The organism is Ruminococcus sp. AF31-8BH (assembly GCF_003460605.1).
Taxonomy (GTDB): Bacteria; Bacillota; Clostridia; order Lachnospirales; family Lachnospiraceae; genus Blautia_A; species Blautia_A acetigignens.
Window position 1 is genome coordinate 38,166 of record NZ_QTVN01000012.1, and the last position, 26,887, is coordinate 65,052.

Below are 26,887 nucleotides of genomic sequence, written 5' to 3' on the forward strand. Positions count from 1 at the left end.
TTTGAAAAATCTGGATACAGTCTGGACCAGCCAGGCGGCAGACGGACAGACATTAAAGGAATATCCACGTCCCGGCATGGTACGCGGGCGCTGGATCAACCTGAACGGAATGTGGGATTATCTGATCACGGACAGCCGCATCCTGCCCTGGCAGTTTTATGAAAACGAATATTTTCCATTTGACGGACAGATCCTGGTTCCCTTTTCCCCGGAAGCACCTTTGTCCCAGGTAAACAGACAGCTGCTTCCCGATGAAACCCTGTGGTATTCCCGGGTGATTCAGCTTCCAGAGGGCAGCTTTGATCCAACGTGTCAGCGGCTCCTTCTTCATTTCGGAGCGGTAGACCAGATCTGCAGCGTTTATATTAACGGTAAGTTCGTCACCTACCACAAGGGCGGCTACCTTCCATTCTCCGCGGATATTACGGATTTTGTAGGGGAGAACCTGGTTATTTCCATTCTGATCAGCGTCCGCGACTTCAGCGACACCTCCTACCACGCAAGAGGCAAACAGCAGCTGGAAAGAGGCGGCATGTTCTATACCGCACAGAGCGGAATCTGGCAGACTGTGTGGATGGAGATTGTGCCAGAGGATTACATAAGAGATCTGCGGATCACCCCGGATTTTGACAATGGGCATGTGAAGATCCGGATGCGCACAGAATGCCCGGACAATCGTTACGGCACAGGCAATGCCTCTTATGATGTACAGCCAGATAGTGATAAGACTTCTTCTGACTCCTGCGAAGACGCTAAAGGATCGGTCCACGCTTCCGCTCTCTGCCGGATTTATCCGCCGGTCTATCTGGATGCGGACGGCGTGACGGATGAGCTTTGCCAGCAGCCCATCACCGAAGCCTTCCTGAAACCGGGGAAAGAAATTTCCATTCCTGTTCCTGCCAAATACCAGAAACACTGGTCCCCGGAGAAGCCCTGGCTGTATCCCGTTTCCATTGAATATGGGGAAGACCGGGTTCTTACCTATTTTGCCCTTAGGAAATGCGACGTTCAGATGGCAGAGGACAGATATCCCCGCTTTTTCTTGAATCATGAGCCTTATTTCCAGAGCGGGGTTCTGGACCAGGGCTACTGGCCGGACGGACTTTACACAGCCCCCAGCGATGAGGCATTGATCTATGACATCCGTGCCATGAAGGATCTTGGCTTTAACATGCTGCGCAAGCACGGCAAGATTGAGGCAGACCGCTGGTATTTCCACTGCGACCGCATGGGCATGCTGGTCTGGCAGGACATGCCAAACGGCGGTTCCTCCTACCATCACTGGTTTGTCACCTACCTTGCTACCTTACTGAACTGGATGCGCATTCCAGTGAAGGACATTCATGCGAAGCTTCTCTCCCGCACAGATGAGGACGGACGGCAGGAATATGTGGATGATATCCGGGGCATGATCCGGGCGCTGTACAATCATCCTTCCATTGTTACATGGATTCCATTTAATGAGGGGTGGGGACAGTTTTCTACGAAACAGGTCACAGACATGATTCACAAGCTGGATTCTTCCCGTCTGGTGGATTCCGCCAGCGGCTGGTTTGACCAGGGCTGCGGTGACATTAACAGCCTCCACTATTATTTCCTGGGTCTTCCGATTCCCAGGTCTAAGCGTGTACTGGCACTCTCGGAATTTGGAGGTTATTCCCTTCGTATCCCGGAACACAGCGCCTGCAAAAATACCTATGGCTATAAGAAATTCGCCACCTCCGACGGGCTTACCAGCGGATTCGCCCGCTTGATGGAGGATACCATTGTTCCCTCTGTGAAAAAGGGTTACTCCGCTGCTATTTATACGCAGCTCTCTGATATTGAGGAGGAAGTAAACGGACTGATTACCTATGACCGTAAGAAAGTAAAAATGAATCCGCTGATTGTACAGAAGTGGAATGCACGGATTAAGAAAGCGCTGAAGTAATTTACTATGAAAGTCCCAGACGACATCCAGGAATGATTTTTCAAACACGCTCTAGAGCGTGTTTGAAAAAGGCTTTCTGCAAGATGTGCGTCACAATTTGTGGGAGATTTTGTCCGGATGAGGGCGCCGTAGCGGGCTACGGCAACCGAATTCGGGCAAAATATACCGCAAAGTGGGGCGTGCAGATTGCGGGAATGATTTTTCAAACACGCTCTAGGCTTGCATGAGCGAATTCTTGGATATGGTCTGGGCAATAGCCTGGATTACAAATGCAGTCATCCGCTGTGGGAGCGCCCATAGGCGCCAGGTAGCCGACTTTCATATCATCACAAAAGAAAGACCCTGGATTCCTTTTTATAATCCACAGGTCCTTCTTTTTCAGGCTATTTTATAACAGCCCTTTTTTCTTATTTCACGGTCATTTGCAGCTTATACATGGTTCCCTCTCGTATCACTCAAAGCCGCGGCATTGCATTTTACTTTACTCTGCTATGCCTTCTTTTTTCTTAGTTTGCAGCTTCCTCGTCTGCTGCTTCGTCAGCTGTCTCATCTGCTGCCTGTGCATCATCCTTGTAGGTATTCTCTTCGCTCTTGATCAGGGAGATGAACAGAGTCTCTGCGGTCGGCTGAAGCTCCTCGCTCTTCGGTCCGATCTGAACGTTGTACATGATTCCTGTGTCATCCAGGAATCCGATTCCATAAGTAGACTCTGTCTCAAAGGACACTGCAAAGATTCCGTTGATGGAAACCTTCTCAACATCAATATAGCCTGCCTCATCAAGCTCCTGAGCCATGGAATCCAGATCATACTCTGTTCCTACCTCTGTTGCTGTTACTGCCAGATTGACGCCATCCTCAGACTCCGGATCCAGTGCCTGGAACATAACCCCGTCCGCCTGGTCTTCCTCGGAAACTTCCAGAACATTCCAGTTACTTGGTACATAGAGGTCGAAGCCTGGTTCAAAGGTCAACCAGGTTCCTTCGTATGCTGCTTCCTCCAGCATATCGATGGTCAGCTCAGTGATTTCAGTTGCTTCAGCTGCCTCTGTCTCTTCTGCTGCATCAGCTTCTGCCCATACAGGTGCGCTGAATCCTGTGATCATTGCTGCAGTACATAACATCGCCATAACTTTTTTCCAGTTTTTCATATTTTCTACCTCACTTTTTTGAATTTTGTGGTATGATATGTAGGTCTCTAAGTACCTCACCACCTTGAGACCACTATATCTGATTTTTTTCCAAAAAACAATACACATGGGACGAGATGACACTTTCGGTGATATTTGGAATCCGAAAGCGCATTTCTTTTCATATGGAGGATACATAACATTGAACATTGCAATTATCGATGACGTACAGCAGGACCTTGACACCCTTGGCAGGGCTGCACAGAACTATTATGAAGACCGGCAGATCATGGTGCAGATCCAAAGCTTTTCTTCCCCTGCTGCCTTCTGGAAGGCCTACACTCCCGGCAAATATGACCTGATTTTCCTTGATATCTACATGGACCAGGATAACGGCATGGACGTGGCAGTGCGCATCCGTGAGGCAGGCGACTCCTGCTCCTTAATCTTTGTCACCAGCAGCGACGCTTTCGCAGTGGCCAGCTATGACGTGCAGGCGGCATACTACCTTCTGAAACCCCTTGACACCGCCAAGCTTATGAAGGTGCTTGACACCATCCAGATCAAAAACGCACAGGACGTGCGGTACATCGAAGTGATCTGTGACCGTACGCCTGTGCGTGTTCCTGTAAAAACCATATTATATGCAGATACCTTCCACAATGCCGTCCAGCTTCACACGGATGCCGGGGTTCTGCGCACTTATCTTACCTTTCAGAAATTTGAGGAGCTGATCCAGGATCTTCCCTGCTTTCTTTCCTGCTACCGGGGCTGTCTTGTGAACATGGACCGCATCCACAAGACCCTTGAGGACAGCTTTCTTCTGGACAACCAGGAGGTGGTGCAGATCCGCAAGCGCGGTGCCAACGCCATCAAGAAAGAATACCTGAACTATCTGTTCTCATGATCCGCTGTTTTCCAGAGGGATAAATACATTGGCCCGAAAAACGCCCTCTGATGCTTCGAAATCTGCATAGCCTCCGTATTTCTCAGCCGTTTTGCTGACGGAGGCTGTCCCGATTCCCTGGCCGCTGTGGCTTGTGGAATAAAAAACATCCCCATTTCTTCGTACTTCCCCTGAATAGCTGTTTTCAATATCAATGAGAAGCTTTCCCATGCGAACCCTGCAGATGCAGTTTACATAGGGCTCCTCTGTTTCTTTATCCGCTTTCACCGCTCGCACCGCATTTTCCAGAAGATTTCCGAAAATCCTGCAGATATCAAGGTCTGTAATCTTCATCTTTTGGGGAACTTCAATTGAATGGTGAAAGCTTACTCCTGCATCTTCCAGCTGGCCTGCATAATAGTGCAGGATGGCATCCACGGACATGTTTTTGCAGTAGCACATAGGCGCCTGCATTTTCTCACTGCTCTCCTTTGCAAACTGATGGAAATACTCCCGAAGCTGTTCATAATGCTCCTCTTCCAGCAGCATGGAAGCGGTACGGATGTACTGGCGCATATCGTGCCTTGTCCGGCTTGCTTCCTCCAACGCACCAGTCAATTTCTCGTAGTGCTCCTTTTGCATCATCAGGCGCAGCTCCATCTGTCTGGACTGCTCCTCGTAGATCAGCCGCATCCGGTAGCCGTCTGTAAGCTCCCGCCACAAAATTACCCCAAACACGCCAGCCAGAATGGTACCGCCCCATTCCGGGAACCATCCGCCGATGATGGGATCATATAAGGGCCAGATCCGGTCTGCTGCCAGAGAAGAGGCATAGAGCACTGTCCCTGCAAGCAGCGGAAGCCCGCGGGTTCCTTCCGTGTAAAAAAAGGCAATCACCACCAGGCATATGGCAGTAAACCATTTCAAAACCTCTGTAACAGCCGACACCCCGTAGAACAATGCTGCCGTTTCCATTCCTCCTGCAAAAATCCCGGCAACTGTGGCACCAATGCCAGCCGCAGCAGTAAAGCCAACCAGCCACCACACCCATTTGTATTTCCTGCCTGTGATCTCATGCTCCAGAAGCAGCATGGCCGGAAATGTGAGATAATAAAACAGCATTTCCAGACTGAACCAGGGCTGTACCCGCAAAGCCAGATAGGTATGCAAAAGGGGATAGCAGGTGTATCCAAGGACACAGACGCACACTCCTGCAAACAGTGCATTTGCCCGGCTTCTGGTTCTGAAAAACGCCCATACGGAGAAGATCAGCACCAGGAGAACCAGGGTAAAAACAGAGGAATTGAGAAATACCGGGATTCCCCTTACGGTATTGACCTTCAGAGGATTGCCAAAGGCTGGAACATACTGGATTCCCGGAGACGCGGAATCTTTATCCGTCACTGCGATCATGATCTCTACAGAGGTATGCCCTTTGAAGGTAAACATTCTGTGCTGGATCCGCTCTTCATAGTGATCCGGGTCCGGATTGCCCACCTGCTCGATCAGCTTGCCGTCCACATACAGATTATATGCAGAAAATATCTCCGGCAGATACAGGCCATAAGTATGCTCTTCTGAGGGAAGCATGATCCGAAGCCGGTAGGTTCCGCTTCCATAGGGATTTCCATTTCTGTCATCTAACTCCATTCCGCCGTATTCCCCGATGGAAAGATACCGGAAATAGTACTTTTCCAGGTCATCCCCTGGGGTAAGCAGCACATCCGGATAGTATTCCCATTCCCTGGAAAGATAGTAGACCGGAAGGCTGTCGTAGGAACCGTCTGCGTAGAGAATTCCGTGTATGGCCTTTTCTTCTCTTGTCATGTATTTGTTGTTCGCGTTATACAATACATAAAAAACCATAAGGGAAAGGATCATACTTATGATGATGGTTCCCCACAGCAGCTTTCTGTCTTTCTTACCTGTCCTCTTCTCCTTCACCCCGGTCCCCCTTTCGGAGCCTTCTGTTTTTTCTCATAGGCAAAAGCAATAACAATATTAACAAAACTACAATTCCCGCAACCAAGGCGGTTGTTTTTATATGCTGTTTTCTCAAATCATCCTGACTGCTGTCCCCGGTTGTTTTCTGGGCAGCTTCCACATCTTCTCCTGCGATTTCAGCTGTCTCATAAGAATCATCGGCAGTTTCTTCCTCTGTATCTGTCTCTTCATCCAATGCTTTCTCGGTTTCTTCCCCGTTTTCGGAAGCATCCTGGGACTGCTCTTCTTTGATGGAATATTCCCCGGTTTTATCCACAGGGATCACAGCTACATTCTGGGTCTCATTGACCATTCCCGTGTAGGAATTTCCCTCTTCATCTGTCAGCACAGTTCTGGTGCCAGACCCAGAGCTCTTTGGAATCTCCACGGTAGCACCTGGAATATCTGTGATCTCCTCGCCGTTTTTGGAAATGCTTACGGATAATTCCCCATCTTCCCTGGAAATATCCACCTTCACCTCATCCTCCGGTCCTACTTCCCAGTCCTTCACCACTTTCGTAGGGACACGAACCAGCACGCCTCCGCTTTCAAAAGGAATCTTCTCTACCTGTGCGCTCATAAGGGCGGCCAGACGGTTTCCCACGATCACGGTGGACACATCGGTGACCGTCTCTTTGCCTGTGTCAATGTCCGGAAGGTCCTTGCCGTCACGGTCCGCGTAATTTCTCTCATACCAGTGGTCATTTGTAATGAAATTTTCATCAAAATGGAAGGTGTAGGTACCAGTGCTTCCGCCGGGATATGCTACCTGCAGGCTGTAATCATGGTTTAGCTGCAGGTTAGTCTTTTTCAGATACAGGCCTTCCCGGGTCATGTACCAGCTGTCCTGATTCAGGCTGATCTTCTGATCCTTGCACTTTAACTCCGGCTGAAAATCCTTTAGCTGATCGTCTGTAAAGGCATCCAGAATCATGGGGAAAAACAGGTGGGAAGAACCAGCCATGGCACAGGTCTGCACCTGCGGCTGATCCGGGCGCTGGACGGCAACATAGACAGATGCTGTCGGAAGCTTGGCATCCGGATCCAGCGTATATCCCTCTGGTGCCTGGAAGCTTCCTGTTACCTTGTAAACACCTGGAACATTGGTATTTACCCCGCCAAAATCCCACACAGAAGGCATTACAACCGAAGGGTGGGACGCGCTGTCCTCGTATTCCGTCTGGGTGCTGCCAAGGATATGCAAGCTCTTTTCCAGCTGTTTTTTCAGTCCATAGGTACTCTGGCCTTTGCGAAGGGCATAGGCCCCCAAACGCTCCAGGCTTCCCTCTTCTATGGGTTCACAGGAACGGATGGTGGTGTCCTTCACGCCGCTGCTTCCCAAAAGCCAGGGCTGGTAGCTGATGATATCCAGAGTTCCATCTGATGCATAGCGGTACTTCAGATTCCTTGTTTTCCCATTGGGATAAACCACAGTCAGGGTGTAGGTATTTCCTTTCACCATGCTCTGGCAGGAAAGGTACATACCGTCTGTATCACACATTCCATACCCTTCCTCGCTGATGTTGATCCAGTCCTCGCCTTCCGGCTGCATCCAGATTTCCATAGCATCCGGGTCCTGATCTGTGATCCAGGGAAAATAATAGAGTCCCGCGGAAATCATTCTGGAATACACCTGGATCTCCAGCTCCTCAAAATTCTGAACAGAGATTCCCACAGTCCAGCTGGGAACAGTTATACTGCTGGTATAGCCTTCCGGAAGCTTCAGGGTTCCTGTGATCTGGTATGCCCCCACCTTCTGCACATTCACTTTGGAGTAATCCCAGATTACATTTAGTTCCAGCTCCTGGCCGTCTTCTGTGTAGGCCATGCAGCTCATAGAGTCATAGGTCTCTTTTAGCTTCTCCAGGCTTCCCCCTCTTAACACAGCTCCTGCAGGTATATAAAAAATTCTGGAAAAATCTGTGATCACGCTGTTCCCGGCCCACACCTTCTGCGCGCCTGTCAGAGGACACAGCATCAGCAGGAAACAAAGGGCAAAAATCCAGAAAGTCATTTTTCTTTTCATGTATTTCCTCATTTGAATTTGTTCTGGTTTTAGCATATAGGATTCCTCCAAATAAAACAAGAAACCTGTGGCGAACCGCAGGTTTCCGTGAAAAGCAGCACAAAATCAGAAGCAGAATTCCCGGAAGAAGTCGCATTCTGCGTCATTGCACTGTGCAGCGTCAATTGTCTTGATGTCACAGTGGAAAACATGGCCAAGCTTGTTGACCTTGTCTCCAAATACACGATAAACAAATGGCACATTGTTCTCCATCAGCTTCTGTACCAGAGCAGGGGCCTGTCCTTTCTGGAAATCCGCAACTGCTGTCATGCAAAATACAGGTGGATAAACGTCTGTAATGGTGTCAAGAACGCTGATCTGTGCCAGTTCTTCTTCGGTGCCGCCCTGTGGAAGAAGCTCTTTCATGATCTGCATGGTCAGGTCTTCTACGTTCTCCCCAGAAACCTGGTAAACGCCGCAGTTCAGGGCAATGGCTGTGAGGGCAAAGCCTTCCGGCACTGTGAAATCATATTTGGCAGCGTATGCCGGGTTGGTGCAGATACCTGCGTAAAGGCCCAGAATGTGGGCACCAGCGGAATCTCCCACTGCAAAAATACGCTCTGTGTCAAAGTGGAAGCGTCCTGCACGCTTCATCACCCATTTGCACACCAAATTCAGGTCTTCTAACATTGCCGGGAACTTGTTCTCCGGGGCGAGGCGGTATGTAAAGTTTATTACTGCGAAGCCGCGCTGTGCAAGGCTCATGCAGTAGTACTGGTATCTCTCCTTGTCGCCGTACATCCAGCCGCCGCCATGTACGCTGATGATGACCGGAAGGTCCTCTCCCTGGGCCTGCTTCGGTCTGTACACATCCAGCTTCTGCATTTCCCTGTCGTCGTGTCCATATACAATATTATCCCAGCGGTCTACGTCCTCCGGGGTATTCATAAGCGCATCGCGCTCGTCATCTGATTTCTTAAACTCTGATCTGATCTTATCACTTAATTCAGACATGATAGTTCCTCCAAGGTTGTAATATTTTGAGATATCAAGGTCAAAAGGTCAAAAAGCTGTTCGTACTTGCACGATAAAGCTTTTGAACTTAGGGCCTGCAGGACATGAGGAAGTAGCGATTTACGTAGTAAATCTCCGGATTCCGAATGTCCTGGAATTGCGGGAGCTGCAAAGCAGCGGAGCAATTCGTAGATATCAAAGTCAGGGGGGCAAAATACATTTTAGCTCTAATCTCCTTGTAATATTATATAAAAAACCTGCGTAAAAAACAAGAATTCTTCTGTTTTTTTGCATAAAAAAAGAACACCCGATCAGCTCAGATGTCCTTTCATGGTTCGTTATTAGTCTTCAACTTTAACGATTTCTTTTTTGTTATAGCTTCCGCAAGCCTTGCAAACTCTGTGTGGCATCATAAGTGCGCCGCATTTGCTGCATTTTACAAGGTTTGGAGCGCTCATTTTCCAGTTTGCTCTTCTCTTATCGCGTCTTGCTTTGGAAGATTTATTCTTTGGGCAGATGGACATTTCGGTTACACCTCCTTAAATTTACTGAATATATCACTGATAGCTGCCATACGGGGATCCTTGGGCTCCTCGGTACATCCGCAGGGACCATTGTTCAGGTTCTTCCCGCATCTGCTACATATCCCTTTGCAGTCCTCTTTGCATAAGACCTTCAAAGGCCAGCTCATCAGTACCTCAAGATAGACCAAACGGTCCACATCCAGGTCATAGCCGGTGAGATAGCTGCTCTCATCCAGATCATTCACACGTTCTTCATCAGTCAGCTTCATGTCAAGCTTCCTCTTAAACTCAAAAGGAATCTCAGTCGCTACCTGATCCAGGCATCTGTCACACGGGATTCCAACAGTCACAAGACCGCTTCCCTCAAGCTCCAGAACTCTGTCTCCGGTATTGGTAATGGTAAGCTCTACAGGCTTCTTCTCCAGAACTGGAAAAGTTCCCTGCTGGAAGGTGATGTCCTCCATCTCAAAAGCTGCACTGTAGTGTACGCTCTTCCCTTCACTGGATGAAATGTCTGATAAATGTATCTGCATAATCGTCTCCTATTCACACTCAATCAATTATACATACCCTGTCATTGTTTGTCAACTCGAATTTTTCCGTATCTGCCATAAATTTTCAAAAAAATTGTAAAATTTAAGCAGAACCCGGGAAAATCCATTGCAGCCGACAAAATAAAAGGCAGTGAATTTCTCTCTTTCACACAAAATCCTGCCGGAGATCTATTGCCCCGGCAGGATCCTAATGTTCCGAAAAGGATTTCTGCGGTTATCAGAAGCCTGTTGCTTCAGCACCGCAGCAGTGATCTGTGCACTGGAATTATTTTACAAGTGCCACTGTATCACGGCAGATTGCAAGCTCCTCGTTAGTCGGGATCACTGCAACCTTAACCTTGGAATCAGCACCGGAAATTACAACTTCCTCGCCCATAGCCTCGTTCGCCTTAGCGTCGATTGTAACACCAAGGTATCCAAGATAGGAGCAAACTTTCTCACGGATCATGCCAACGTTCTCACCGATACCAGCGGTAAATACGATTGCGTCAACACCGTTCATAGCTGCTACATAGCCGCCAACGTATTTTGCAATGCCGTAGCAGAGAACTTCGATTGCGTTTTTAGCGTCCTCGTTTCCTTCTGCAGCTGCTGCACGAAGGTCACGCATATCGCTGGAAACGCCGGACATTCCCTGAAGACCGGATTTCTTATTGAGAACGTTCATAACACCTGCAAGGTCAAGGTTCTCTTTCTTTGCAATGTACTCAACGATAGCCGGATCAATGCTTCCGGAACGTGTTCCCATTACAACACCTTCAAGAGGAGTAAGACCCATTGTGGTATCTACGCATTTGCCGTTCTGTACTGCACTGATGGAAGAACCGTTTCCAAGGTGGCAAACGATAACCTTGGAGTTGTCTTTGTCAAGGCTAAGGAACTCAACAGCACGTTTGGATACGAAGCTGTGGGAGGTTCCGTGGAAGCCGTATCTTCTTACTTTGTAGTTCTTGTAGTACTCGATCGGAAGTCCGTACAGATATGCTTTTGCAGGCATTGTCTGATGGAAAGCGGTATCGAATACACCAACCTGCGGTACATTCGGCATAAGCTCAGCACATACGCGGATACCGATCAGGTTTGCAGGGTTGTGAAGAGGAGCAAGGTCGTTGCACTCTTCTACAGTCTTGATCATCTCATCTGTGATGATAGCGGAGGAAGCGAATTTCTCACCGCCGTGTACGATACGGTGACCGATTGCGTTAACCTCATCAAGGCTCTTGATTGCGCCTGTCTTGTCATTTGTAAGAGCTTCCAGAACCATCTGGATTGCTTCTTTATGAGTCGGCATGGAAGCCTCTGTGATCTCTTTGTCGTTTCCGGCCTTCTGGTATACCAGTCTTCCGTCGATACCGATTCTCTCGCAAAGACCTTTTGCAAGAACTGCTTCTGTCTCAGAATCGATCAACTGGTATTTTAAAGAAGAACTACCGCAGTTAATTACCAATACATTCATTTTTCTACTCTCCTGTTTACATGATTATGTAAGATAACGGGGAAAGCGAACTCCCTTCCCCGACACCTTATGTATGAATATTTAATTAGTCCTGAGCCTGGCACTGTACGGATGTGATTGCAACAACACCAACGATATCGTCAGCGGAGCATCCGCGGGACAGGTCGTTTACAGGTTTTGCGATACCCTGTGTGATAGGTCCGTAAGCTTCTGCCTTAGCAAGACGCTGAGCCAGTTTGTATCCGATGTTTCCTGCATCAAGGTCTGGGAAGATCAGAACATTGGCCTTACCTGCAACCGGGCTTCCCGGAGCTTTGGATGCGCCTACGCTTGGAACGATAGCTGCATCAAGCTGGAACTCTCCGTCAAGTGCAAGGTCTGGGTTCTGCTCTTTGGCAATCTTGGTAGCCTCAACAACTTTATCAACATCTGCGTGCTTAGCACTTCCCTTAGTAGAATGGGAAAGCATAGCTACTACAGGCTCTTCCTGTACAAGAAGCTTGAAGGACTCTGCGGAAGAAGCTGCGATTGCTGCAAGTTCTTCCGGATTCGGGTTCTGGTTCAGACCGGAATCACCAAATACGAATGCACCGTTAGCGCCGTACTCGCAGTCTGGAACGATGATCAGGAAGAATGCGGAAACAAGCTTGGTACCCGGTTTGGTCTTCAGGATCTGAAGGCAAGGTCTTAAAGTATCAGCTGTGGAATGGCATGCTCCAGATACCATACCGTCTGCATCGCCCATCTTAACCATCATAACACCGTAGTACAGATACTGGTTCAGAAGGATCTCCTTAGCCTGCTCTGGTGTCATGCCTTTTTTCTGTCTTAATTCTACTAATTTGTCAATATATCCCTGAGTCTTCTCAGATGTTGCAGGATCTACGATCTGTGCACCGGAAATGTCGAAGCCGCCTTCAGCTGCGCTCTTCTTAACTGCTTCCTCATTACCTACAAGTACAAGCTTAGCAATTCCTTCTTTTAAAATTTTGTCTGCTGCTTCAAGAGTTCTCATGTCCTCTGTCTCTGGCAGTACGATTGTCTTAATGCTGGATTTTGCTCTTTCTTTGATTACATCAATAAATCCCATGATTAAATGGCTCCTTTCATTCGTTACAGTAGTCCTCCGGGTGATCCTCCCAAAACCTTTCGAGTAGGAATCAGCCCTCTGGTAACTTACTCCCATTATACGCCACCCGGCCTTGTATTTCAAGCTTTTCAATGTTAGAATATGGCAGAACAACGTATTTTTTGAGGTGCAATTTCATGAAAACAGCTGGAATCATTGCGGAATACAACCCTTTTCACACAGGGCATAAATATCAGATTGATCATGTGAAGGGTACGCTTAGCGCAGACTATGTGGTCATTGCTATGAGCGGAGATTTTGTGCAGAGGGGTACGCCAGCCCTTCTTTCCAAATATGTGCGGGCCGAGATGGCCTTACGTGCCGGAGCAGACCTGGTGCTGGAGCTTCCTGTTTCCTGTGCCACAGCCAGCGCGGAGCTTTTTGCAAGGAGCGGCGTGCAGCTTCTTGATGGACTTGGGGTGGTGGACACCCTCTGTTTTGGAAGCGAATGCGGGGACACGGAGATTCTTATGAAGCTGGCCGGGATTCTTGTGGAAGAGCCAGAAGAATTCAAAAGTGCTCTTCGACGGAATCTGAAAGAAGGAATGACGTTTCCCAAAGCCAGGAGCTTGGCCCTTGGGGAAGTTTTGCCGGGAAATGAGTCTGAAAAATACCAGCAGGTGCTTTCCTCTCCCAACAATATTCTGGGGATTGAATACTGCAAGGCCATCCTGCGGGAAAACAGCTCCATTGTGCCGACTGCTATAAAGCGTGAAGGAAATGATTATCATGAAAATTCCTTGTTCACAGACAGCTTCCCATCGGCTTCTGCCATCCGAAATGCGGTGATCCAGTCGGCAGCTTCCAATACTGCTTCACTTGCAGATCTCGCCCGTAATTTTCTTCCTGCATCCTGCCAGGAATTGTTTTACGATGCCATTTGTAAGAATGCCTTTCTTCTGGAAAATGACCTGGACAGCCTGTACCGTTACTGCCTCCTTCAGGAAAATGAAACGAGCCTGTGCACATACCTGGACATGTCCCACTCTCTTGCCAGAAGAATTCTCGCCTGCCAGGATCAGTACGAGACCTTTTCCCAGTTTGCAGACCTTCTGAAAACCAGGGATATCACCCGCACCAGGATCCAGAGGGCGCTTCTTCACATGCTTCTTCATATTCAGAAGGCCCCGGAGCAGATTCCCTACGCCCGGGTTCTGGGCTTTCGAAAAAGCAGTTCGGCCCTTCTTGGAGAAATCAAAAAGCGTGGGCACATCCCTTTGCTTACGAAACTTGCCAATGCGAAGGAGATCCTTGCAGCTGCCAGTGATGAGCCTGCTCTGGCGGATCGCGAACCTGTTCGTATAAGGCTCTCTCAGTCTTCCTCCGCTCTTCCATTATTGGACGAAACCACCTTCGCCTCCAACCTCTACGAGAGCATGCTGGCACAAAAAAACGGCACTTCTTACGTGCATGAATACAAACAGCAAATTATAATTTTATAAAAACTTCTATCCATACAAAAAACATCCTGGCTGCTTCAAAATTCCCTGCAGTCAGGATGTTTGTATCTTATATCTTTATTTCTCATTAGAAAGAAGAATCCGGTCATTGTCCAGTTTCTTTCCGACGCCAACCTTAAACTTATCAAGAAGTCCCTCTACCGTAAGTCCTTTCTTCTCTTCTCCCTTGATATCCAGAACAATATTTCCGGAATCCATCATCAGAATGCGGTTGCCAAGCTCTAAGGCAGACTGCATGTTGTGGGTGATCATCAGACAGGTCAGATGATGTTCCTCCACAATCCTTTTGGTCAGGTTCAGCACCTTCTCGGCTGTGCCCGGGTCAAGTGCTGCTGTATGCTCATCCAGAAGCAGAAGCTTGGGCGGATTCATAGTTGCCATCAGAAGGGTAAGTGCCTGTCTCTGGCCTCCGGAAAGCAGTCCCACCGGATGGTTCATGCGGTTCTCCAGTCCGATATCCAGAAGCGCCAGCTGCTCACGGAACCGTTCCTTATCACTTTTGGAAATACGGGAAAGCCAGCCGCCTTTTCCTGCCGCAAGGGCAAGATTCTCTTCAATGGTCATGCCCGGCGCTGTTCCTCTCATAGGATCCTGGTAAAGGCGCCCAATGTTCTTGGCTCTGACATGCTGGGGCATAAACGTAATGTCCTGTCCATCCAGCACGATAGAACCGGAATCTGTGAGAAAATCCCCGCAGATGGCATTAAACATGGTAGACTTGCCGGCTCCGTTGGAACCGATGATGGTTGCAAAATCACCTTTTTCAAGATGAAGGGACAGATCCTGGATTGCCACCTTCTCATTCACGGTACCCGGATTAAAGGTTTTGGAAATATGTGAAAGCTTCAGCATGGCTTAAAATCCTCCCTTCTTGTGTGTCATTCTTCGTTTCAGCTGCGGCCACTGCCGTTTCAGGTACGGACCGGAAATAGCCAGAATGACGATCACAGAGGATACCAGCTTCAGCATAAATGCCGGCATGTTAAATCTCAGTGCAACGGTATACACCAGACGGAAAATAAAGGAACCAAGAACCATTCCCACCGCTCTTACAAAGATCCCGCCTTTTCCCAGGATGGTACCGCCGATGAGAAGGGAAGCCAGTGCGATGGTAACCATTCCCTGACCGATGTTGATATCCACAGATTTCTGTGACTGGGAAAGCAGGCATCCGGACAGTGCGGTAAAGGAGTTGGCGATACAAAGTCCCACGATTGTTGTAAATACGGGATTGATGGAGGACGACTTCACCATATCCGCGTTGTTTCCAGTGGCACGGATTGCAAGACCAAGCCGTGTCTTCAGGAAAACTACCAGGAACGCGATCACTGCTGCTACTGCGATCAGCGCAACAAGAATGTCTGCTCTTCCTTTCAATGGAGTATCTGCCAGAACATCCTTCATCATGGAAAATACCGTGTCTGTACGGTTCATATTGATCAGGGAAGAGCCTCCCATCACCGCAATGTTAATGGAATACAGTCCTGTATTCACAATAATTCCCGCAAGCAGACTGTCCACGCCCATCTTCGTCTGAAAGAATCCGGTTACAAAACCGGAGCAGATTCCAGCAAGCATTGCCGCTATAATGGATAAAAAAGGATGTCCGCTGACTGCCACGGCGGCTCCTACAGCGGCGCCTAAGGTAAAGCAGCCGTCTGTAGAAAGGTCGCAGACATTCAGCATGGAATAACTTAAAAATAATGCAAGGACAGTCAGGGAACAGATCAGTCCCAGTTTCAGGGCAGTTTCTCCTAAGGAGAGTGCAGTAGCCAGTGTCACAGTTTTTTCCTCCGGTTAGTTTTCTTCCAGTTCATCAAAGCTCTCTGCTGTGGTGATCTCATTTACCTGTGTGCAAAGAGGTTCCATAGCTGCTTTGACAGTCTCAAAATCAAGGCCAAGTGCCTCGCAGGTTTCTGTATTTACAGTTGCAGTACCGTTGTCAAAGGTCTCTACAGGAGTGGTAGCCGGGTCTGCACCGTTTAAAAGAATGTCAGCGATCATATCAGCTGTTTTTGCGCCAAGGTTTGCATAGTCAACGCCGTATCCTGCGAAAGCTCCGTTTAATGCGAAGGAATCAGCTCCTGTGTAGTGCGGGATTCCTGCATCAATGAATTTCTCATAGATGGAAAGTTCTGCTGTCATGATGGTGTTGTCCGTTGGGGTAAATACGGCATCTACACCGTCTGCAACAAGCGCATCTGCTGCAAGCTGTACCTCATCTGTGGTGGTTCCGGTACGCTCTACATACTCGATTCCGTTCTCATCCATGTAAGCCTTTGCTGCTTCGATGGCTGCTGTGGAGGAATCCTGTCCGATATCATATAAAAGTCCGATCTTTTTGGTGTCTGGATTTACTGCTTCGATCAGCTTCATAATGGAAGCGGTATCCAGATAATCGCTTGTTCCGGTAAGGTTTGCACCAGGTGCGTCAAGAGACTCTACCAGTCCTGCTCCAACCGGGTCAGATACTGCGGAAAATACAACCGGAGTGTCGGTTCCTTCTGTGCTTGCCTGCATACGCATAGCTACCGGAGTTGCAACGCCTACCATCAGATCTACGCCGTCAGCCTGGAAATCAGAGATGATCTGCTCCATTACGTTGGCATCCGCGTTGCAGTTGTCATAGGAGATCTCGAAGTTTACACCCTTTTCTTCCCCAATTTCTGCAAGACGGCTCTCTAAGTTGTCTACGATCTGGTTCAGGGATGCATCATCTACGTAGTTGCAGATACCGATCTTATAGTCATCTGCAAGAACAGGTGTTGCCATCATCATAGTTGCCATTGTTGCTGCTGCGATTGCGATCATTCTTTTTTTCATAGTTGTTTTCCTCTCTCTCTTAAAATTGGCTGGGGAATTACTGAGCCGATTCCCCGCATCTTGTCTGCGAGAAAGAATGAGTGGGATAAATAAAAATCCGCCTCAAGAACAACGCTTTCGTTGTTCTTTGAGACGGTAATAAGTTCTTATTATCGCGGTGCCACTCAAATTGACAAATCGTCCACTTTCTCATGTACAAACATACACTCCTGATTGGTAACGGGTTCGGTTCCCGTCGGTGCCTACTCTTGGTTCAAAATTTCGGGCCGCCCTCGAAAGTCCATTCCGCCAGCCGCTTCATACGAAGATCACACCATCCTCCGCTCTCTGTCAGGTCATCACTCATTCCATTCACAATGACCAAATGTCACATCTGGTTTACTACTCTTTCTCATCGGTTTAACTGGTTTATACTTTAGCACAGTACTGTAAGAATGTCAAGTGCAATTTTAAAGATATCGAGAATTGCGGCGCGAAATCATGCAAAGCATGATTTCTGTGCATCGCGAAGCGTGTTACTGGGCACGGAGTGAACAGTAACAGCTGCTTTGCAGCGGAGCAATTCGTGGATATCAAGTTAGGGTCAAAATGCTTTTTGCCCCTAACTTCCTTTAAATGGAATAGTCTGAATCTGTCATGTGTAGAAATGCCATGGTCTTCGGGTTCTTCGGGCAGGCGAAAAATTCTTTGGAAGGAGCTTCTTCTACAATTACGCCATCTTCCATATACACCACCCAGTTCGCCACTTTCCGGGCAAATTCCATTTCGTGAGTAACTACTACCATGGTGGTTCCCTCGTCTGCCAGTTTCCGCATAACATCCAGAACTTCTCCGGTGAGTCTTGGATCCAGGGCAGATGTGGGCTCATCAAACAGCACCACTTCCGGGTTATAGGCAATGGCTCTTGCAATGGCCACGCGCTGCTGCTGACCGCCGGAGAGCTGATCCGGGTAGAAATTGGCACGATTCTCCATGCCTACTTTTCCCAGCATTTCCATAGCTCTTTTTTGGGCTGCTTTGACAGAGATTTTTCGGGCTGCTGTAAGGCCTTCCAGCACATTCTGAAGGGCTGTTTTGTTGCGAAAAAGATTATAGCCCTGGAAAACAAAGCCCATTTTCATCCGCAATTCTTTAATTTCCTTCCTGGTAACTGCGGTAATGTCCTTCTGGAAGTCATCAAAGGTAATCTCTCCCTGATCTGCCTGCTCAAGGAAACTGATACAGCGCAAAAGGGTGGTTTTTCCTGAGCCGCTGTTTCCCAGAACTGCGATCACAGAACCCTTCTCCACTTTAAAGTCCACACCTTTCAGGACCTCATTTGAACCAAATTTTTTATGAATATTTTTTACTTCCAGCATAGGTTTTCACGCTTCTACTTTCAGAATATCATTAAAATAGTTATTGGCGATCATCATCACGCCCATTGCGGTGATCACTACAATTTCTTCCTCTGTGAACTGCTCTTTTAACTGGGCATAAATTTCCTCCGGAACATTTTTCGGGTCTCTGGCAAGGGCGCGTCCGAATGAAATCAGGAGATTTTCTTTGTCCGTAAATTCAAAGGTATCGAAATCGATTCCGTTCTCTTTCAGAAGCTTTCTGAAATACGTGCTGCATACCAGGCAGTCGTTTTCCTCCGAGATGGCATACTCGAAAAAGTCGCCTGCCCGCTTGCCGATCAGTCTCTGAAGCTCCCGGTCCAGAGCATAAGAACTGGCCTCAATGGCATTGAACGCCTCTGCATTGTGAAGCAGGGTAAGCTTCTCGTTGGTAAGCTTATAGCCCTGTGCAAGGTGCTCCTCGATTACTTTCTTTTCTTTTTCTCCGGCGGTTTCCGGATTTATTTTTGAAATATAAGACATATTATCATCCTTTCACTGGCGCAGGTGTATTCCAGACCAGTTTTTTCTCAAAATAGTTTTGGATCCAGGTTAAAACCGTGCAGATCATTAGATAGATGACTGCTGCTTCGCAGTACAGGGCAAATGGTTCATAGGTTCTGGCCGCGATCTGCTGTGCGGTGGTAAAAAGTTCCACTACTGTAATGCTGGAAGCAAGGGAGGTATCCTTGGTTAATCCGATCAGGGAATTGAATAATGGCGGGAATGCAATCCGAAATGCCTGGGGCATTACAACACGTAACATGGTCTGTGGATAATTCAAACCTATCATGTACGCGGCTTCTGTCTGTCCCTGGGGTACAGCCTGGATGGCAGAACGGAAAATTTCGGCATTGTATGCGCCAAGGTTCAGTGCAAAAGCAATCACAGCAGACGGAAAAGCATCCAGCACAATTCCCACAGAGGGCAGACCGAAGAAAATGATAAACAGCTGTACAATCAGCGGCGTTCCTCTGAATACCCAAATGTAGAATCTGGAAAATTGCTTCAGTCCTTTGATATTTGCAGTCTGTACCACTGCCAGAAACAGTGCAATGGTACAGCCAAGTACAAAAGAAATTAAGGTAAGGGGAATGGTAACTTTAATTCCGGGGATAAGGATTCTGGTAAAAGAAGAAATCAGAATCTGTGCTAATCTTTCACTCATGATTCGCTGTCCGGTGCCTCAGTGAAATCGGCGTCAAAATAATTTTCTGAAAGCTTGGATAAAGTACCGTCCGCTTTTAATTCGTCAATCGCTGTCTGGATGGCATCCAGAAGTTCTGTTTCCCCTTTTTTCACAGGAACTGCATATTCATCAACAGAGTCTGGGACGGAAAAAGCGGCTTCCAGCTCTGCATCCGGGTGTTCTTTCAGATAACTGCTGAACACATTTGCGTTAAAGCTGCAAAAATCAGCTCTGCCTGAGAGAACCAAAGATGCAGCCTCATCCGAGGTGGAAATTGCAACTACTTCGGCACCGGCGGCTTTGTAAATGTCAGCGGTAGTGGAGGTAATATTGGTAGCAACCTTTTTTCCCTTCAGGTCATCCCAGGATTTAATCTCATCGTTGCCCTTTTTGATCACAACCTGCTGCTCGATATAAAAATAGGGGCCTGCGAAATCATATTTTTCTTTTCGTTCGTCTGTAACACTTACAGCATTGATTACAGTATCAATACGGCCGCTGTCAATTCCTGCAAGAAGAGAATCCCAGTCAGCTTCGGTAAAGTCCACCTCTACTCCCAGCTTCTCTGCAATTGCCTTTGCTACATCCACATCAAAGCCAGTGAGATTTCCATCTTCATCGTGGTATGTATATGGCTGATAAGTTCCCTCCACACCTACTTTGATCACACCTGCATTCTGAATATCCTCCAGTTCATTTGCAAATACAAGCTGTGTGCCGCCAAAAAGAAGAGTTCCTGTTAAAACAGCTGTAAAAAGTCTATGTAATGTTTTCGTTTTCATAATAATTCTCCTCGTTCAATTTATAAAATATTGTCTGTTCGTTGTGATTTGCTGCAATGGAATCATTCACGGATTTCCCAAAGCTGAAAGATTCACAACATTTTCTGCCGAATGTTTGGATGATGCAATATAGTAACAAGTCTTAAAGCTGCAGTGGTCATTCTCATTTTCATTTCCATTTCCCCCTGTTTTATATTTCCTATTTTTTCAATAGGTTTAATGTGATTAAGATGATAACATAGGACAACCAGATTGTCTACTATAGAATTTTAATAGCTGGTTATAGGATATATTTATAGCGGAAGTGTGTTCATAGAGGATTTCGGCTAGAGCGTGTTTGAAAAAGGCTTTCTGCAAGATGTGCGTCACAATTTGCGGGAGATTTTACCCCCAAAAACAACAAAGTGCAGTTCCGGTATGCACGAAGCATATCCGGGCTGCACTTTGTTTTTAAAATGAAAATTATGATACTTGTTTTTATATCGTATGACCGATAAAAATCCGAACTTTCCTGTGCGTTGCACAAGAAGCAGCGTTTGCTGCGTAAGCTTAATTCTTAAAACTATGGATCGGAGCCGGGATGCGTCCGCCTCTTGCTACAAAAGCTTCGCAGGAGAAATTATTGACCGGCATGATCGGGGCATATCCAAGAAGGCCGCCAAATTCAACCGTCTCTCCCACTCCTTTTCCGATTACCGGGATCAGACGGACTGCTGTGGTCTTCTGGTTCACCATTCCAATGGCTGCCTCATCTGCGATAATACCGGAAATAGTGGATGCCTTGGTGTCTCCCGGAACTGCGATCATATCCAGTCCAACGGAGCATACGCAGGTCATGGCTTCCAGCTTCTCAATGGTAAGGGCGCCTGCTGTCACAGCGTCGATCATTCCCTGATCCTCACTGACTGGAATAAACGCGCCGCTTAATCCGCCCACTGCTGTGGATGCCATGACACCGCCTTTTTTCACCTGGTCGTTCAGAAGGGCAAGGGCTGCAGTGGTTCCCGGTGCGCCGGCTCTCTCAAGGCCGATCTCCTCCAGAATCTCAGCCACACTGTCGCCGATTGCAGGAGTTGGCGCAAGGGAAAGATCCACAATACCAAATGGAACGCCAAGCATCTTGGATGCCTCACGGGCAACCAGCTGTCCCACACGGGTAACCTTAAATGCGGTACGTTTGATCATCTCGCAGAGAGTCTCGAAATCCTCTCCTCTTACTTTCTCAAGAGCGGTTTTTACAACGCCAGGTCCGCTGACGCCGACATTGATAATACTGTCTGCCTCTGTAACACCGTGGAAAGCACCTGCCATAAACGGGTTGTCATCCGGCGCGTTGCAAAATACCACCAGCTTGGCACAGCCAAGGGAATCCTGCTCTTTGGTAGCCTCTGCTGTCTCAAGGACGATTTCTCCCATCAGCTTCACGGCGTCCATGTTGATTCCGGTCTTTGTGGAACCAACGTTTACAGAGCTGCACACCCGCTCAGTGCTTGCAAGTGCCTGGGGAATGGAACGGATCAAAAGCTCTTCTGCGGGGGTCATTCCTTTGCTTACAAGAGCAGTGTATCCGCCGATAAAGTTTACTCCAACCTGTTTTGCAGCTTTGTCAAGAGTCTTGGCGATGGTCACAAAGTCCTCTGTGGTCTTGCAGGCAGCTCCGCCTATCAGACCAATCGGGGTTACGGAAATTCGTTTATTTACAATGGGAATTCCGTACTGGGCAGAAATCTTCTCTCCGGTTGCTACCAGATCCTTAGCATAAGTGGTAATTTTGTTATAAATTTTTTCATTTAATTTATCAAGATCACTGTCAATGCAATCCAGCAGGCTGATTCCAAGGGTGATGGTACGAACATCCAGGTTCTCCTGCTCGATCATTTTATTGGTCTCGTTTACCTCAAACATATTAATCATAGCGTATGTGTTCCTTTCAAGTATAATGAAACTGTCGTCTTCTGACGACATTTTTAATGAAAGTCAGCTGTCCGGGACTTTCCTTTCAGATTCTATGCATTACGTTGAAAATATCCTCGTGCTGACAGTGGATCACTACGCCGATCTCATCCCCGAGAGCAGCCAGTTCCTTGGAAAGAGTTGCAATTTCCTTGTCTGAAGCGCTGGTGTCTGCGACCATCATCATGTTAAAATATCCCTGTACAATCGTCTGGGAAATGTCCAGAATGTTGACCTGGTTCTGGGCAAGATAGGTACATACCTTTGCAATGATACCAACGGTGTCGTTTCCTACTACTGTGATGATTGTTTTTTTCATGATACTCCTCCTGTGTTTGGGCATGCGGCCCATATTTGACTGTTGCTGCAAGCAGCAGCTATGGCTGTCTCAGGGAAACTCATTGCTGTACTCTAAAGCAAATTTGAAAAAAGCTCCAGATGAACAGTCCAAGATCTCCCCCATGACCTGTATACAAAAACGGACAGAATGTTTTCCGAAACCGCCGCCATCTGCGGCAGCAAAAAAGCCAGCTTGGGGCGTGCAGATTGCGGGAATGCTTTTTCAACCTCACTCTAGAGCATGACCACATCTGAAATACTGTCACGTTTCGCAACCTGTATCTTGAAATCTTTGGATTTATATGGATTATCTCCAAGGGTCACCTCTGAGCACACGGTCTCATAGGCAAGAGCCTCGTAGTTGTTTTCCTTGCTTAAATGTCCCAGGAATATGGCTTTCATATCGTCATGCAAAAGCCGACAAAGCAGCCTTCCTGCATTTTCATTGGAAAGATGCCCTCTGTCTCCCAGGATACGCTGTTTCAGATAATAGGGATAGCTTCCCACCTGAAGCATGCGGATATCGTGGTTCGCTTCCAGCAAAAGGGCGTCCAGATTCTGTAAATTATCTACTATGTATTTGTTATATTTGCCAAGGTCTGTGGCAATCCCCACTGCCTTGTCCTGACATTCCAGACGATATCCTACAGGCTGTGCCGCATCGTGTGGAATGGAAAACGGATGGATGGTCAGATCCTTAATATGAAAGTCCTGATCCTCCTCAATCTCATGGAAGGTATCCTCGGGAAGCTTCTGCATGTTCTTCATACGGCTGATGGCATCTGCCGTGCCGCCTGTTGTATACACGGGAATGTGGTATCTGCGCGCCATCACCCCAAGCCCGCTTACATGATCGGAATGCTCGTGGGTGACCAGGATAGCATCAATGTCATTGCCTGTCAGCTCCAGCTGGTTCAGGCCCTGCTCAATTCTTTTCCCGCTGATTCCTGCATCTACCAGGACATGGGTTTCTTCTGATCCCACATAAATACAGTTTCCGCTGCTGCCGCTGGCAATGCTACAAAATCTCATTTCTTCTTACTCCTTCTTCGATCTGCTTCCATGTTTCTTCCAGATCGCCGTTATTTTCTACCGTATAGTCTGTGTGGGCACGGAAATATTCCACTGAAGCCTGATTGCGGATGATACCAAGAGATTTTTCCCTTGTATAGCCCCGGTTCTCCATCAGTCTCTGAATCCGGATTTCTTCGTCTGTGTGGACATACCACACTTCATCGCAGAATTCTTCGTAATGCTCTTCTAAGAAAAGAGCCGCCTCTACAATGCAAAGCTTGCAGCCCTGTTGTTCCTTCTCTTTCAGACTTCGTAAAATATACCGTTTCACAGCCGGATGAATGATGCCGTTTAACTGCTCCAGCATATCCGGTTGTCCAAATACTACATCCGAAACCCTCTTCCGGTCAATAGTTTTATCGTTTTTTATCACATCTTTTCCAAACAGGCGGATCACGGGCTCATAACATTCTTCCCCAGGTTCCATCACAAGATGGCCAACTTCGTCTGCCTGAATTACGTATGCATCGTATTTTTTCTCAAGGAAAGCAAGCACCGTGCTTTTCCCGGCGCCTACCCCTCCTGTAATTCCTATGGTTCTCATTTGTTTTGCCTCATATGCATGGATTTATTTCGCTTCGTACCAGTTATCTCCCTGGTGCATGTCCACTTCCAGCTCTACTGCCAGATGAGCAGCCCCCTTCATCTCCTCTTCCAGAATTCTGGAAACCTGTGGAATTTCATCCTTCCAGGTTTCAATGAGAAGCTCATCGTGTACCTGAAGCACAAGCCTGGATCTTAATTTCTCATCCAGAAGGCGCTTATACACACGGTTCATGGCAATTTTAATAATATCTGCGGCAGTTCCCTGAATTGGGGAGTTCATTGCCACTCGCTCTCCAAAGGAACGCTGCATGAAATTACTGGATTTCAGTTCCGGCACCGGACGTCTTCTGCCAAACATGGTGGAAACGTAGCCCTTTTCTTTTCCCTGCTCCACCAGACCATCCAGAAAGCCCTTAATACTTGGGTATGTCTCAAAATACTTCTGGATATAGGCAGCTGCTTCTTTCCTGGTAATGCTAAGATCCTGACTCAGTCCAAAGGAGCTGATACCGTACACAATGCCGAAGTTTACTGCCTTGGCGTTTCGTCTCTGCAGCGGGGTGACTTCTTCAAGGGGGATGTGGAATACCTGGGATGCAGTCAGTCTGTGGATATCCTCTGCCTCCCGGTATGCCTGGATCAGCTTCTCATCCCCGGACATATGGGCCAGCACGCGAAGCTCAATCTGAGAATAATCCGCATCCAGAAATACAAAGCCAGGCTCCGGCACAAAAACCTTGCGGATCAGTCTTCCCAGCTCCATGCGCACTGGAATGTTCTGAAGATTCGGCTCTGTACTGCTGATTCTGCCTGTTGCGGTAATAGTCTGGTTAAAGGTGGAATGGATTCTTCCATCTGCTTCAATTACAGCGCCAAGACCGTCTGCATAGGTGGATTTCAGCTTGGCAAGCTGCCTGTATTCCAAAATATCGTTTACAATGGGATGATCCGGTGCCAGCTTCTCCAGAATGTCTGCGGAAGTGGAATAGCCGGTTTTGGTCTTTTTCCCGCCGGGAATTCCCATTTTTTCAAAAAGGATAACTCCAAGCTGCTTGGGGGAATTAATATTGAATTCCTCTCCTGCCTGCTGCCAGATCAGCTTCTCCAGCTCCTGGATGCGGACCGTCAGCTGATCTCCGTAATTTTTCAGTTCTTCCCCTTTCACTTCGATTCCCCATTTTTCCATGGAATCCAGGGTAAATACAAGGGGAAGCTCAATTTCTGTGTAAACTTTCCACATGCTGGTTTCCTTCAGCTTCTCTTCCAGCGGCCCTCTGACACAAAATGCGGTGTAGGCCATGTAGCATGCCAGCTGCTCCAGCTCTGGCATGTCCTGCTCCCAGGCTTTTTTCAGGGAGATTTTGCCAAGAAGCTCTTCTTTTGCAGGAATGGCTTTGCCATCCAGATAATCCCGGGCAAGCTCTTCATAGGTATAAGTGCTCTTTAATGGATTCAGAAGGTAGGCTGCAATACCGCAGTCAAAGACCTTTGCTTCCGGGCGCAGTTCGATATGCTTTAACATGGCTTTTACATCCATGGAGCAAAGCATGGTATTCTGGCTGAGACTTTCAAGTTTCTCACTAAGATAGCCTGGTGTAGTCATTCCCTGTACTGGAATGTAATAAATTTCATCCTCATTTAATGCCAGTCCCAGACCGTATGTGCCCTCTTTGTCTCCAAGAAGACTGACTCCAACCGCTTCTGCCTGCGCCGCTTTCTCAAAAAGAGCCTCGCAGCCCTCGAAATCACTGCAGGTAAAAAAGTCCTGTTCCATAGAGTCCTCGTTCACCTGTGCAGGATCAAAGCGGTTCAAAAAGCTTCTGAAATCCAGCTTTCGGCACAGCTCATAGGCTTCCTTTGTGTAAAGATCCCCGACTTTGGCATCCTCACAGGAAAATTCCACCGGGCTGTCCGTACAAATTGCAGCAAGTTCCCGGCTTAACTGTGCCAGTTCGTAATGTTCCAGAAGGGATTCCCGCGCACGTTTCTGGGGAATCTCTTCCGCGTGGGCGTAAGCATTCTCCACAGTGCCGTATTCTTTAATCAAGCGGGTGGCATTTTTCTCTCCCACTCCCGGGATTCCCGAAATATTGTCTGCGGAATCTCCCATAAGGGCTTTCAGTTCGATAATCTGGGAGGGAGTGACCTGATAATGCTCCAGCACCTCATCCTCATGATAGCTCTCTATAAGGGTCTGTCCCTTGGCTGTTTTTGGAATACGAATCAGGGTTTTCTTTGATGCCAGCTGCAGCAGATCCCGGTCACCGGAAAGAACTGTCACATCCATACCTTTCTCTTCGCTTCTTTTCGCCAGGGTTCCAAGGAGATCGTCTGCCTCATAGCCGGCCAGGGAAATGGTGGTTATCCCCATGGCAGCCAGCATTTCCTGAAGCAGGGGAAGCTGCTCTTTTAGTTCTTCCGGCATTGGTTTGCGGGTACCTTTATATTCTGGATATTTCTGATGACGGAAGGTAGGCTCGCTTCTGTCAAAAGCTACTGCCAGGTATTCCGGCTTTTCTTCTTCCAGTACTCTAAACAGAATATTCAGAAAACCGTAAACAGCGCCCGTGTGCAGTCCCTCCGGACTGGTGAGATCCGGCAGCCCGTAAAATGCTCTGTTCAAAATACTGTGACCATCTATCAATAAAATTTTCTCACACATGTGTGCCTCCTGTACAGCAGTTTTTTTCAAACACGCTCTAATATAACGAAAATCAAATATCAGCTCTATTGC

General features: G+C 47.7%; 24 protein-coding genes and 1 pseudogene. 4 read left to right on the plus strand and 21 right to left on the minus strand.

From position 1 onward, the window contains the following. The first annotated feature begins 1 nt into the window (after window position 1). A complete protein-coding gene (locus tag DWZ38_RS14980; protein ID WP_021926703.1) occupies window positions 2-1,930 on the plus strand; it encodes a glycoside hydrolase family 2 in 1,929 nt (642 codons plus the stop codon). On the opposite strand, the pseudogene DWZ38_RS23620 reads toward DWZ38_RS14980, so the two are convergent. Beyond that, window positions 1,852-2,076: pseudogene (locus DWZ38_RS23620) on the minus strand (DUF6783 domain-containing protein); the annotation flags it as partial. The gene DWZ38_RS14980 and the pseudogene DWZ38_RS23620 sit on opposite strands and share 79 nt — an antisense overlap. On the opposite strand from DWZ38_RS23620, the gene DWZ38_RS23625 reads away from it, so the two are divergent. Beyond that, window positions 2,014-2,157: a DUF6783 domain-containing protein gene (locus DWZ38_RS23625; RefSeq protein WP_317259468.1), complete on the plus strand. Its 144-nt coding sequence runs from the start codon at window positions 2,014-2,016 to the stop codon at window positions 2,155-2,157. The pseudogene DWZ38_RS23620 and the gene DWZ38_RS23625 overlap by 63 nt on opposite strands. A gap of 279 nt (window positions 2,158-2,436) precedes the next feature. Here the strand turns inward: DWZ38_RS23625 and DWZ38_RS14990 are convergent, their stop codons facing one another. Further along, on the minus strand, window positions 2,437-3,078 hold the full coding sequence (locus DWZ38_RS14990) for a hypothetical protein (RefSeq protein ID WP_021926702.1): 642 nt from the start codon (window positions 3,076-3,078) through the stop codon (window positions 2,437-2,439). A gap of 181 nt (window positions 3,079-3,259) precedes the next feature. On the opposite strand from DWZ38_RS14990, the gene DWZ38_RS14995 reads away from it, so the two are divergent. After that, entirely contained in the window at window positions 3,260-3,964 is a 705-nt protein-coding gene (locus DWZ38_RS14995) for a LytTR family DNA-binding domain-containing protein (protein WP_021926701.1), read from the plus strand. Here the strand turns inward: DWZ38_RS14995 and DWZ38_RS15000 are convergent. The 7 genes from DWZ38_RS15000 to pta form a co-directional block, all read right to left on the minus strand. Beyond that, entirely contained in the window at window positions 3,959-5,887 is a 1,929-nt protein-coding gene (locus DWZ38_RS15000; RefSeq protein WP_117853887.1) for a GHKL domain-containing protein, read from the minus strand. The two genes, DWZ38_RS14995 and DWZ38_RS15000, sit on opposite strands and share 6 nt — an antisense overlap. Then, window positions 5,865-7,952, minus strand: coding sequence for an Ig-like domain-containing protein (locus DWZ38_RS15005; RefSeq protein WP_178105353.1), 2,088 nt, complete (start codon window positions 7,950-7,952; stop codon window positions 5,865-5,867). The genes DWZ38_RS15000 and DWZ38_RS15005 overlap by 23 nt, the downstream gene beginning before the upstream one ends. A 105-nt stretch (window positions 7,953-8,057) precedes the next feature. Then, a complete protein-coding gene (locus tag DWZ38_RS15010; protein WP_117853891.1) occupies window positions 8,058-8,945 on the minus strand; it encodes an alpha/beta hydrolase in 888 nt (295 codons plus the stop codon). A 341-nt stretch (window positions 8,946-9,286) separates the two neighbouring features. Beyond that, window positions 9,287-9,469: a 50S ribosomal protein L32 gene (gene rpmF, locus DWZ38_RS15015; RefSeq protein WP_077610953.1), complete on the minus strand. Its 183-nt coding sequence runs from the start codon at window positions 9,467-9,469 to the stop codon at window positions 9,287-9,289. Between the two features lie 5 nt (window positions 9,470-9,474). Beyond that, complete coding sequence (locus DWZ38_RS15020; protein ID WP_117853894.1) at window positions 9,475-10,002, minus strand: DUF177 domain-containing protein; 528 nt, start codon at window positions 10,000-10,002, stop codon at window positions 9,475-9,477. A 286-nt stretch (window positions 10,003-10,288) separates the two neighbouring features. Continuing rightward, window positions 10,289-11,479 carry an acetate kinase gene (locus DWZ38_RS15025; RefSeq protein WP_117853896.1) on the minus strand — a complete coding sequence of 397 codons (1,191 nt, stop codon included), beginning with the start codon at window positions 11,477-11,479 and terminating at the stop codon, window positions 10,289-10,291. Window positions 11,480-11,564: 85 nt separating this feature from the next. After that, window positions 11,565-12,569: a phosphate acetyltransferase gene (gene pta, locus DWZ38_RS15030; RefSeq protein ID WP_117853900.1), complete on the minus strand. Its 1,005-nt coding sequence runs from the start codon at window positions 12,567-12,569 to the stop codon at window positions 11,565-11,567. 176 nt (window positions 12,570-12,745) lie between these two features. Between pta and DWZ38_RS15035 the strand changes: the two genes are divergently transcribed. Beyond that, window positions 12,746-14,050, plus strand: coding sequence for a nucleotidyltransferase family protein (locus tag DWZ38_RS15035; RefSeq protein ID WP_117853905.1), 1,305 nt, complete (start codon window positions 12,746-12,748; stop codon window positions 14,048-14,050). 75 nt (window positions 14,051-14,125) lie between these two features. On the opposite strand, the gene DWZ38_RS15040 is transcribed toward DWZ38_RS15035, so the two are convergent. The 12 genes from DWZ38_RS15040 to polA form a co-directional block, all read right to left on the minus strand. Beyond that, a complete protein-coding gene (locus tag DWZ38_RS15040) occupies window positions 14,126-14,920 on the minus strand; it encodes an ATP-binding cassette domain-containing protein (RefSeq protein ID WP_021924266.1) in 795 nt (264 codons plus the stop codon). Between the two features lie 3 nt (window positions 14,921-14,923). Further along, window positions 14,924-15,850 (minus strand): ABC transporter permease, encoded by a 927-nt coding sequence (locus DWZ38_RS15045; protein WP_117853908.1) that lies wholly within the window; start codon window positions 15,848-15,850, stop codon window positions 14,924-14,926. A gap of 15 nt (window positions 15,851-15,865) precedes the next feature. Next, window positions 15,866-16,891: an ABC transporter substrate-binding protein gene (locus tag DWZ38_RS15050; RefSeq protein ID WP_117853910.1), complete on the minus strand. Its 1,026-nt coding sequence runs from the start codon at window positions 16,889-16,891 to the stop codon at window positions 15,866-15,868. A 611-nt stretch (window positions 16,892-17,502) separates the two neighbouring features. Beyond that, on the minus strand, window positions 17,503-18,249 hold the full coding sequence (locus tag DWZ38_RS15060) for an amino acid ABC transporter ATP-binding protein (protein WP_021925035.1): 747 nt from the start codon (window positions 18,247-18,249) through the stop codon (window positions 17,503-17,505). Between the two features lie 6 nt (window positions 18,250-18,255). After that, window positions 18,256-18,753, minus strand: coding sequence for a hypothetical protein (locus tag DWZ38_RS15065; RefSeq protein ID WP_021925036.1), 498 nt, complete (start codon window positions 18,751-18,753; stop codon window positions 18,256-18,258). A 4-nt stretch (window positions 18,754-18,757) separates the two neighbouring features. Beyond that, a complete protein-coding gene (locus tag DWZ38_RS15070; protein ID WP_021925037.1) occupies window positions 18,758-19,438 on the minus strand; it encodes an amino acid ABC transporter permease in 681 nt (226 codons plus the stop codon). Beyond that, window positions 19,435-20,241, minus strand: coding sequence for a transporter substrate-binding domain-containing protein (locus DWZ38_RS15075; protein WP_117853912.1), 807 nt, complete (start codon window positions 20,239-20,241; stop codon window positions 19,435-19,437). Before DWZ38_RS15075 ends, DWZ38_RS15070 begins: the two co-directional genes overlap by 4 nt. A gap of 549 nt (window positions 20,242-20,790) precedes the next feature. Beyond that, a complete protein-coding gene (locus tag DWZ38_RS15080; protein WP_021925039.1) occupies window positions 20,791-22,155 on the minus strand; it encodes a PFL family protein in 1,365 nt (454 codons plus the stop codon). Window positions 22,156-22,240: 85 nt separating this feature from the next. Beyond that, a complete protein-coding gene (locus DWZ38_RS15085) occupies window positions 22,241-22,513 on the minus strand; it encodes an ACT domain-containing protein (RefSeq protein ID WP_021925040.1) in 273 nt (90 codons plus the stop codon). 254 nt (window positions 22,514-22,767) lie between these two features. Beyond that, window positions 22,768-23,565, minus strand: a complete 798-nt coding sequence (locus tag DWZ38_RS15090) for an MBL fold metallo-hydrolase (RefSeq protein WP_021925041.1) — start codon at window positions 23,563-23,565, stop codon at window positions 22,768-22,770. Next, complete coding sequence (coaE, locus tag DWZ38_RS15095; RefSeq protein WP_021925042.1) at window positions 23,552-24,151, minus strand: dephospho-CoA kinase; 600 nt, start codon at window positions 24,149-24,151, stop codon at window positions 23,552-23,554. The genes DWZ38_RS15090 and coaE overlap by 14 nt, the downstream gene beginning before the upstream one ends. A gap of 24 nt (window positions 24,152-24,175) precedes the next feature. Next, window positions 24,176-26,815 (minus strand): DNA polymerase I, encoded by a 2,640-nt coding sequence (gene polA / locus DWZ38_RS15100; RefSeq protein WP_021925043.1) that lies wholly within the window; start codon window positions 26,813-26,815, stop codon window positions 24,176-24,178. Window positions 26,816-26,887: the final 72 nt, after the last annotated feature.

Bases quoted from the DNA above. Each gene is read 5' to 3' on its own strand.
- DWZ38_RS23625 (WP_317259468.1), top strand. From the start codon at position 2,014: ATGTGCGTCACAATTTGTGGGAGATTTTGTCCGGATGAGGGCGCCGTA.
- DWZ38_RS14990 (WP_021926702.1), bottom strand. From the start codon at position 3,078: ATGAAAAACTGGAAAAAAGTTATGGCGATGTTATGTACTGCAGCAATG.
- DWZ38_RS15005 (WP_178105353.1), bottom strand. From the start codon at position 7,952: ATGAAAAGAAAAATGACTTTCTGGATTTTTGCCCTTTGTTTCCTGCTG.
- DWZ38_RS15010 (WP_117853891.1), bottom strand. From the start codon at position 8,945: ATGTCTGAATTAAGTGATAAGATCAGATCAGAGTTTAAGAAATCAGAT.
- rpmF (WP_077610953.1), bottom strand. From the start codon at position 9,469: ATGTCCATCTGCCCAAAGAATAAATCTTCCAAAGCAAGACGCGATAAG.
- DWZ38_RS15020 (WP_117853894.1), bottom strand. From the start codon at position 10,002: ATGCAGATACATTTATCAGACATTTCATCCAGTGAAGGGAAGAGCGTA.
- DWZ38_RS15025 (WP_117853896.1), bottom strand. From the start codon at position 11,479: ATGAATGTATTGGTAATTAACTGCGGTAGTTCTTCTTTAAAATACCAG.
- pta (WP_117853900.1), bottom strand. From the start codon at position 12,569: ATGGGATTTATTGATGTAATCAAAGAAAGAGCAAAATCCAGCATTAAG.
- DWZ38_RS15035 (WP_117853905.1), top strand. From the start codon at position 12,746: ATGAAAACAGCTGGAATCATTGCGGAATACAACCCTTTTCACACAGGG.
- DWZ38_RS15040 (WP_021924266.1), bottom strand. From the start codon at position 14,920: ATGCTGAAGCTTTCACATATTTCCAAAACCTTTAATCCGGGTACCGTG.
- DWZ38_RS15050 (WP_117853910.1), bottom strand. From the start codon at position 16,891: ATGAAAAAAAGAATGATCGCAATCGCAGCAGCAACAATGGCAACTATG.
- DWZ38_RS15060 (WP_021925035.1), bottom strand. From the start codon at position 18,249: ATGCTGGAAGTAAAAAATATTCATAAAAAATTTGGTTCAAATGAGGTC.
- DWZ38_RS15065 (WP_021925036.1), bottom strand. From the start codon at position 18,753: ATGTCTTATATTTCAAAAATAAATCCGGAAACCGCCGGAGAAAAAGAA.
- DWZ38_RS15070 (WP_021925037.1), bottom strand. From the start codon at position 19,438: ATGAGTGAAAGATTAGCACAGATTCTGATTTCTTCTTTTACCAGAATC.
- DWZ38_RS15075 (WP_117853912.1), bottom strand. From the start codon at position 20,241: ATGAAAACGAAAACATTACATAGACTTTTTACAGCTGTTTTAACAGGA.
- DWZ38_RS15080 (WP_021925039.1), bottom strand. From the start codon at position 22,155: ATGATTAATATGTTTGAGGTAAACGAGACCAATAAAATGATCGAGCAG.
- DWZ38_RS15085 (WP_021925040.1), bottom strand. From the start codon at position 22,513: ATGAAAAAAACAATCATCACAGTAGTAGGAAACGACACCGTTGGTATC.
- DWZ38_RS15090 (WP_021925041.1), bottom strand. From the start codon at position 23,565: ATGAGATTTTGTAGCATTGCCAGCGGCAGCAGCGGAAACTGTATTTAT.
- coaE (WP_021925042.1), bottom strand. From the start codon at position 24,151: ATGAGAACCATAGGAATTACAGGAGGGGTAGGCGCCGGGAAAAGCACG.
- polA (WP_021925043.1), bottom strand. From the start codon at position 26,815: ATGTGTGAGAAAATTTTATTGATAGATGGTCACAGTATTTTGAACAGA.